Source organism: Pseudoflavonifractor phocaeensis, assembly GCF_016901955.1.
GTDB classification, from domain to species: Bacteria; Bacillota; Clostridia; order Oscillospirales; family Oscillospiraceae; genus Flavonifractor; species Flavonifractor phocaeensis_A.
This window is the reverse complement of the sequence record NZ_JACJLC010000040.1, coordinates 19440-27162: the sequence shown is the minus strand read 5'-3', so window position 1 is coordinate 27162 and position 7723 is coordinate 19440. Positions and strand designations below refer to the sequence as shown.

The window sequence follows — 7723 nt, the reverse complement described above, 5'->3', positions numbered from 1 at the left end:
CCTGACGCCCCTGACGCCCCCGCCCGGTGAGCCGGCGGGGATGTCCGCCCCGGGGATACAAAACGCCCCGGTCATTCCAATGGACCGGGGCGTTTTTTGTGTGCTTTGACGAATGAATAAATATTGCATTTTTGTGTATACGGTGTATAATGAGAAGCACCTAATTCAAAGGAACGCAAAGAGGATAGCGTGAAATTCAATGAATAGGAGAGAATATACCATGAAGAATCTGAAGAAGCTTGCCCTCATGGGCCTGACCGCGGTCATGTCTCTGTCTCTGCTGACCGCTTGCGGCGGCGGCCAGGGCGGTACCGCCAATACCCCCGCCGGCAGCTCCGATACGCCCTCCGTGGAGACCACCCCCGCTGCCGTGGAGACTACCCCCGCCGCCTCCGTGACCACTCCCGCCGCCACCGGTGAGTTCACCACCGTGGAGGAGGGTAAGCTCCACATGTCCACCAACGCAGCCTTTCCTCCCTATGAGATGACCACCGACGACGGCGGCTTCGAGGGCATCGATGTGGAAGTGGCCGACGCCATCGCCAAGAAGCTGGGCCTGGAGCTGGTTGTGGACGACATGGGCTTTGACGCCGCCCTCACCGCCGTGCAGACCGGCCAGAGCGACATCGCCATGGCGGGCATCACCGTCACCGACGAGCGCCTGGAGATCATGGACTTCTCCGACAGCTATGCTACCGGTGTGCAGGTGGTCATTGTCAAGGAGGACTCCCCCATCCAGACCGTGGACGACCTGGCTAACGCTGAGATGATCGGTTGCCAGACCGCTACCACCGGCTACATCTACTGCTCCGACACCCCCGAGAACGGCGGCTACGGTGAGGACCACGTCACCGCTTATGAGAACGGCGCTTTGGCCGTCATGGCTCTGGTCAACGGCCAGGTGGACGCCGTGGTTATCGACAACGAGCCCGCCAAGGCCTTTGTGGAACAGAACGAGGGCCTGAAGATCCTGGACACCGAGTTCGCCGTGGAGGACTACGCCATCGCCTTTGCTAAGGGCAACACCGCTCTGAAGGACGCCGTGAACAACGCCCTCAGCGAGCTTATTGCCGATGGCACCGTTCAGTCCATCGTGGACAAGTACATCACCGCCGAGTAAATTGTTTTGAGAAAAGGGCGGCCTTTCAGGCCGCCCTTTTTTCCCGTAGCCTGAGAGAAGGAGGGCGTTTATGTTTGAATGGCTGAACAAGCTGGGGCCCCGCCTGGAGGCCGCCTTTCTGGAGGGGGACCGCTGGCAGCTCTACCTCCGGGGTCTGCTGACCACCCTGGAGCTGACGGTGGTAGCCCTGATCGTGGGCGTGGCTCTGGGCGTGCTGGTGGCCGTCATCCGCACCGCCCACGACCAGCAGCGCCCCGGCCGCCGGAAGAGCATCCCTCTGGGCATTCTGGACGTGATCTGCAAGATCTACACCACCGTCATCCGGGGTACCCCCATGCTGGTGCAGATCCTGATCTGGGGCTTTGTTATCTTTGCCTCCAGCCGCAACAAGTTCATGGTGGGCGTGGTAGCCCTGGGAATCAACTCGGGGGCCTACGTGGCCGAGATCGTCCGGGGCGGCCTGATGAGCGTGGACATCGGCCAGACCGAGGCCGGTCGGTCTCTGGGTCTGGGCTATCTGGACACCATGCGCTTTATCGTCATCCCCCAGGCCTTTAAGAACATCCTGCCCTCCCTGGGCAACGAGTTCATCACCCTGTTCAAGGACACCTCCCTGGCCAACACCATCGGCCTCACCGAGCTGACCTACCGGGCGGCTCGGATCGCCGGCAACACCCTTGACTACATGCCCCCCTACATCGGCATCGCCATCATGTATCTGGTGGTGGTCATCATTCTCACCTGGCTCCAGGGCAAGCTGGAAAGGAGGCTGCGTCAAAGTGATCGACGTTAAAAACCTGTCCAAATCCTTTGGGGACCACCTGGTGCTGGACGACATCTCGGAGCACATCCACCCGGGAGAAAAGGTGGTCATCATCGGGCCCTCCGGCTCGGGCAAATCCACCTTCCTGCGCTGCCTCAACCTGCTGGAGACTCCCACCTCCGGCACCATCACCTTTGAGGGCACCGAGATCACCGACCCCAAGTGCGACATCGACAAGATCCGCCAGCACATGGGCATGGTGTTCCAGCACTTCAACCTCTTCCCCAATATGACCATCCGGAAGAATATCACCCTGGCTCCCGTCCGCACCAAGCTGATGAGCCAGGCCGAGGCCGATGACACCGCCACCGCCCTGCTGCGCCGGGTGGGTCTGGAGGAGAAGGCGGACGCCTACCCCGCCCAGCTCTCCGGCGGCCAGAAGCAGCGCATCGCCATCGTCCGGGCCCTGGCCATGAAGCCCAAGGTCATGCTCTTCGACGAGCCCACCTCCGCCCTGGACCCCGAGATGGTGGGCGAGGTGCTGGAGGTCATGAAGGAGCTGGCCGACGAGGGCATGACCATGGTGGTGGTCACCCACGAGATGGGCTTTGCCCGGGAGGTGGGCAGCCGGGTCCTGTTTATGGACGGCGGCCACATCCTGGAGCAGAACGAGCCCCACGCCTTTTTTGCCAACCCCAAAGAGCCCCGCACCATCGAATTTTTGTCCAAGGTACTGTAAACAGCAAGGCGGACCCGCCCAGGCGGGTCCGCCTTTTTGTGCCGTTTCGTCCAGGCGGATGTGGGCATCCACCCCTACAGACCGTGATGCGACCACCCTGTAGGGGCGGATATCATCCGCCCGCTGTTCCGCTTTCCTCCCCGTTCCGTCCCTCCGGAACCTGCCCCAGTGCATCTTCCTCCAGGTTTTCCAGGGCCACCCGGGTGGCCTCAATCACAAACTGGGAAAAGTTGCAGCTGGTGCCCTGAATGGCCGCTTCCACTGCCTCAATGACTTGGTTTGGGAAACGGATGGTCTTTGACGTGGTACCGGGGACAGCTGGAATGTGAAATCTGGCCATGAAAACACCGCCTTGTCATACGTTTTGTTATTTATAACGTATTACAAATTGTGTTATATGTATGTAAGACAAAATGAATGACAATGGAGGGATACAAATGGACTGGGAAGCCGCGTTTTAGCGATGCCCTGCATTTGGGCGGAGGGGCACCAAACCTGACCATCCGCTGCATACTTGCACAATAGGTTTGGCTATGATATAGTAGGAAGGCAAATGGTGGGAAAAACCTGCCATAAGATTTGAGGTCGCGTCCGGGGAGAAGGACGTTTGGGTACGAAAGGGAGTTTCGATGCCTGTGGGGACCTTGAATCAGGCAATCTGAACCGAAAGGAAGTTTTGTACCCATGGAAATCAACGGCGAGCAGGTCAACGAGATCGTCAACTACGCCGACCTGGGCCTGTCTCCGGAAGTAATGAAGGCCATTGACAAAAAAGGCTACGTCCGGGCCACCCCGGTGCAGGCCGGGGCCATCCCCTACTTTATGAAGTGGAAGGACGTAATCGCCAAGGCCCCCACCGGCACCGGTAAGACCTTTGCCTTCGGCATCCCCATGGTGGAGCACATCGACCCGCAGCGGGAGGAGGTCCAGGCTCTGGTGCTGGCCCCCACCCGGGAGCTGGCGGTGCAGATCCAGGAGGAGCTGCGGGACCTGTGCGAATTTAAGGAAGGGGTGCGCACCGTCTGCCTCTACGGCGGGGCGCCCATTGAAAAGCAGATCACCACACTGAAAAAGAAGCCCCAGATCGTGGTGGCCACCCCCGGCCGGCTCATGGACCACATGAAGCGGCGCACCGTCCGGCTGGACAAGGTGGAGACCGTGGTGCTGGACGAGGCCGACCGGATGCTGGACATGGGCTTTGTCCGGGATGTGACCCGCATTCTGGACCAGCTGAAGCACCGAAAGAACATGGGCATGTTTTCCGCCACCATCAGCCGGGAGGTGATGGACATCTCCTGGGTATACCAGCGGGACCCCATCGAGATCACCGTCCGGCCGGTGGAGGAGTCCAAGCCGGACATCACCCAGTACCGCATCGACCTGGACGGCCGGGAGCAGAAGCTGGATACCATTGCCGCCCTTATTACCCACGGGGGATACGAGCGGGCCATCGCCTTCTGCAACACCAAGAACATGACCGACCGGCTGGCCGGGCTGCTGAAGATGCGGGGGATCTCCTGTGAGGCCATCCACGGGGATATCCAGCAGCGGGTTCGGGAAAAGACCCTGGATAAGTTTAAAAAGGGAGAGATCCACGTGCTGGTGGCCACTGATGTGGCCGCCCGAGGCCTGGATATCGACGATGTGGACGCGGTATTCAACTACGACGTGCCCGACGAGCTGGAGAACTACACCCACCGCATCGGCCGTACCGGCCGGGCCAAAAAACACGGAGTGGCCTACACCTTTGTAGCCACGGTCACTGAGGGTATCCGCATGGATGATATCGTCCGCAACACCAAGGCAGAGGTCCAGCTGCTCAAGTACGACCAGGACGGCTGCCTGATGCTGGTGGAGTCCTGAACCCATACCATTCCCGCCTTGGGACAAGGAGATAATACCTGACATGATAGACTTCAAAAAGCCCAGCCTGGCGGATAAGGCCTGGGTAAAGGAATTGCTGGACCTGGGAAACTACCGGGGGTGCGACTACAGCTTTGCCAATATGATCATCTGGTGGGAGAGCTACCGGCCGGAGATTGCCCGGTTGGGGAATTTTCTGGCTATCCGGGTGGCCACCGACCGGGGAAGAGGCTACCTCTTCCCTGCCGGCGCCGGAGATCTGGCGGCGGCGGTGGACGCGCTGGAGGCCGATGCCGCCGCCTGCGGATATCCCTTCCAGCTGGTGGCGATCACCGGCCGGCAGATGGGAGAGCTGGAGGACTGCTGCCCCGGACAGTTTTCCTTTGACCCTCAGCGAGCCTCCTTTGACTACCTGTACGATATTGACCGGCTGGCCGACCTGCCCGGCAAGAAGCTCCACGCCAAGCGCAACCATATCAACCGGTTTGTGGAGCAGAATCCCTCCTGGGAGTACCGTCCCCTGACGGCGGAGAACCTGGCCGAGTGTCTGGAGATGGACCAGGAGTGGTACCGCCGCTCTCAGGCCCGGCTCACCGACGGCAAGACCTATGACCTGCGGTCAGAGGATATTGCCCTGCGCACCGCCGTGGGCAACTTTGAGGCCCTGGAGCTGGAGGGCGGCCTTATCCGGGTCTATGGAGAGGTGGTGGCGTTCACCATCGGCAGCCGTCTGTCCAGCGATACCTTTGATGTCCACTTTGAAAAGGCCTATGGAGAGCTTCAGGGGGCCTATGCCATGATCAATCGGGAATTTGCCCGGCAGATCCGCCAAGCCCACCCGGAGATCCGCTATCTGAACCGGGAGGATGACATGGGCCTGGAGGGCCTGCGGAAGGCCAAGGAGTCCTATTACCCCGATCTGATGGTGGAAAAGTATTTCGCTTGCCGCCGCGGCTGAGCCGCCTGTGCGAAAGGAGTCTGACGATGATCGAGATCCGCCCCTCCCGCCCCGAGGACCTGCCGGGCCAGAAGGCCCTGTGGAACGCTGTTTTTCAGGAGGACCCCCGTTGCACCGACTGGTTTTATGAGAGCAGCTACTGCCCGGAGGACATGATCCTCCTGCTGGAAGACGGCAAACTGGCAACCATGATGGCGGTCCTCCCCCAGACCATCCGCATGCCCGGAGGTGGGACCGCCTCCACCTGGTACTTCTTTTCCCTGTGTACCTGGCCGGAATTCCGGGGCAGAGGGTTTTCCAGGCATATGATCCTGTATGTCAGCCAAATGCTGAAGGACCGGGGGGCGGACTGCGCTATCGGTGTGCCCCGCGAGGCCAGCCTGTTTCAGCACTATGGGACCATGGGCCGCCTGCCCACCTTTTATACCCGGTTCGCGGAGGTGCCGGCGGAGGACGTGACGTCTCTTGTTCCCGGCGACCTGGCTCAGCCGGTGGACCCGGCGGGTTACAATGCCATTCGGGAACGGCTGCTGGAGGGTCTCCCCTCGGTGAGCTACCCCACCGAACAGATCCGCTATCAGGAGGGGCTGTGCCGTCTGCTGGGGGGCGGACTGTTCCGGGTTTCCGTGGGGGACGCGGAGGGTTGCGCCCTGGTGGAGCGGGACGGGGCGGAGCGCGTGCTCATCAAGGAGCTGTTGTTACCGCCGGAACTGATGCCCCGGGGACTGGCCGCGCTGGCAGCTCAGGTCCCCTGCCAACAGTACCAGGTTCGTACCCCTGCTCAGTGGGACGGTTTCCCCGGCAGTGAGGTCAGGCCCTTTGGTGATATCCGATGGTTCAACAAGGAGAAGGAAGCCCAATGGAAGCGGGCTTCTCTGGGCTATCTGGGCCTGGCCTATGACTGACGGCTATATCAGCGGGCGGGTCCCGGGAATTTTTTCCGGGACCCGCCCGCTTTTTGCCAAAGACGGCACGGAATTTGCAAGCGCACAGGCGGCCAGGTTCAAAGGAGTGGTTATGCAGGAAATCCGTAATTGTGAATAATTCCGGGGGAAATATGCATATTTATTGACAAAATTTACCACATTAGCGGGGTAATACGACAAATGCCGCGCCGCTCTAAGAAAAGATGGACCAGGATCCGAAACATAAAATGGACATTTCATCGGAAAACTGTCCATATACTACGGACAGTTGCAAGATTTGACGGCGATGCCATCAAATTCAAAGGTCGTAACTCTTGACGGAAACTGTTATTTACGATAAAATAAACAGACGTTTAATATGGGGTATCAGCGGTAAGTACAGAGTACAGAGAATGGTATAGGAAGTGAAGAAATGGCAAAATACATTTTGAAACGGGTGCTGATGGCAGTCATCACGTTGTTTATCGTGACCTGTCTCACCTTTTTGCTCATGAACGCCATTCCGGGCAGCCCATGGCTCTCTGAGAAGACCCCTACTCAGGCCACCATCGACGCCCTGAATGAGAAGTACGGCATGGACAAGCCGGTGCTGGTCCAGCTGGGTATGTATCTGGAGGACATCCTCCACGGAGACTTCCGGGTCTCCATCAAAATGCAGAAAGACCGGCCGGTGCTGGACATTATCCTGGATATGTTCCCCATATCGGCTGCTATTGGCTCCATAGCCATCCTATGGGCCATATTGGTGGGCGTCCCATTAGGCTGTCTGGCCGCCTTCAAACGAGGTACCTGGGTGGACAGCCTGCTGCGGGTCATCTGTACCCTGGGCATATCCATGCCGGGCTTCGTGGTGGCCACCATTTTGCTGTACCTGTTTGCCGGCGGCATACCGGACTGGAAGGTGTTCCCAACTATCTTTGACGGCACATGGCAGAGCTATATCCTGCCCTGCCTGGCCCTGGGCTTCTATCCCATGTGCTACCTGTCCCGGCAGACCCGGACTGCCATGCTGGACTCCATCAACCAGGAGTACATCAAGACCGCCCGGGCCAAGGGCCTGAAGAACAAGAAGATCATCTTCAAGCACGCCCTGCGCAACGCCCTGATCCCCGTCATCACCTATCTGGGTCCCCAGATCGCCTTTACCCTGTGTGGCGGCTTCGTGGTGGAGACCGTGTTCTCCATCCCCGGCCTGGGCCGCTACTTCGTCTCGTCTATCCAGAACCGGGACTTCCCCATCATCATGGGCACCACCATCTTCCTGGCTGCCTTTATCATCGTCATGAACCTGGTGGTGGACCTGCTGTACAAGCTGGTGGATCCTCGTATCAATCTGAGCAAGGGAGGGAACTGA

General features: G+C 59.5%; 8 protein-coding genes. 7 read left to right on the top strand and 1 reads right to left on the bottom strand.

The window, feature by feature from the left end:
* The first annotated feature begins 220 nt into the window (after positions 1-220).
* The 3 genes from H6B51_RS10230 (at position 221) to H6B51_RS10220 (ending at position 2622) form a co-directional block, all read left to right on the top strand.
* A complete protein-coding gene (locus H6B51_RS10230) occupies positions 221-1120 on the top strand; it encodes a transporter substrate-binding domain-containing protein (RefSeq protein WP_204883589.1) in 900 nt (299 codons plus the stop codon).
* Between the two features lie 70 nt (positions 1121-1190).
* Positions 1191-1913, top strand: coding sequence for an amino acid ABC transporter permease (locus H6B51_RS10225; protein WP_204883588.1), 723 nt, complete (start codon positions 1191-1193; stop codon positions 1911-1913).
* Positions 1900-2622 carry an amino acid ABC transporter ATP-binding protein gene (locus H6B51_RS10220; RefSeq protein WP_204883587.1) on the top strand — a complete coding sequence of 241 codons (723 nt, stop codon included), beginning with the start codon at positions 1900-1902 and terminating at the stop codon, positions 2620-2622. Before H6B51_RS10225 ends, H6B51_RS10220 begins: the two co-directional genes overlap by 14 nt.
* 112 nt (positions 2623-2734) lie before the next feature.
* Here H6B51_RS10220 and H6B51_RS10215 read toward each other — a convergent pair whose 3' ends face one another.
* Positions 2735-2962 carry a YlcI/YnfO family protein gene (locus H6B51_RS10215; protein ID WP_204883586.1) on the bottom strand — a complete coding sequence of 76 codons (228 nt, stop codon included), beginning with the start codon at positions 2960-2962 and terminating at the stop codon, positions 2735-2737.
* A gap of 344 nt (positions 2963-3306) precedes the next feature.
* On the opposite strand from H6B51_RS10215, the gene H6B51_RS10210 reads away from it, so the two are divergent.
* From H6B51_RS10210 to H6B51_RS10195, 4 genes are all read left to right on the top strand, one after another.
* Positions 3307-4485 (top strand): DEAD/DEAH box helicase, encoded by a 1179-nt coding sequence (locus tag H6B51_RS10210; protein WP_204883585.1) that lies wholly within the window; start codon positions 3307-3309, stop codon positions 4483-4485.
* A 43-nt stretch (positions 4486-4528) separates the two neighbouring features.
* On the top strand, positions 4529-5443 hold the full coding sequence (locus tag H6B51_RS10205) for a DUF2156 domain-containing protein (protein WP_204883584.1): 915 nt from the start codon (positions 4529-4531) through the stop codon (positions 5441-5443).
* Positions 5444-5469: 26 nt separating this feature from the next.
* Positions 5470-6348 (top strand): GNAT family N-acetyltransferase, encoded by an 879-nt coding sequence (locus tag H6B51_RS18110; protein ID WP_204883583.1) that lies wholly within the window; start codon positions 5470-5472, stop codon positions 6346-6348.
* Positions 6349-6781: 433 nt separating this feature from the next.
* Entirely contained in the window at positions 6782-7723 is a 942-nt protein-coding gene (locus H6B51_RS10195; protein WP_204883582.1) for an ABC transporter permease, read from the top strand.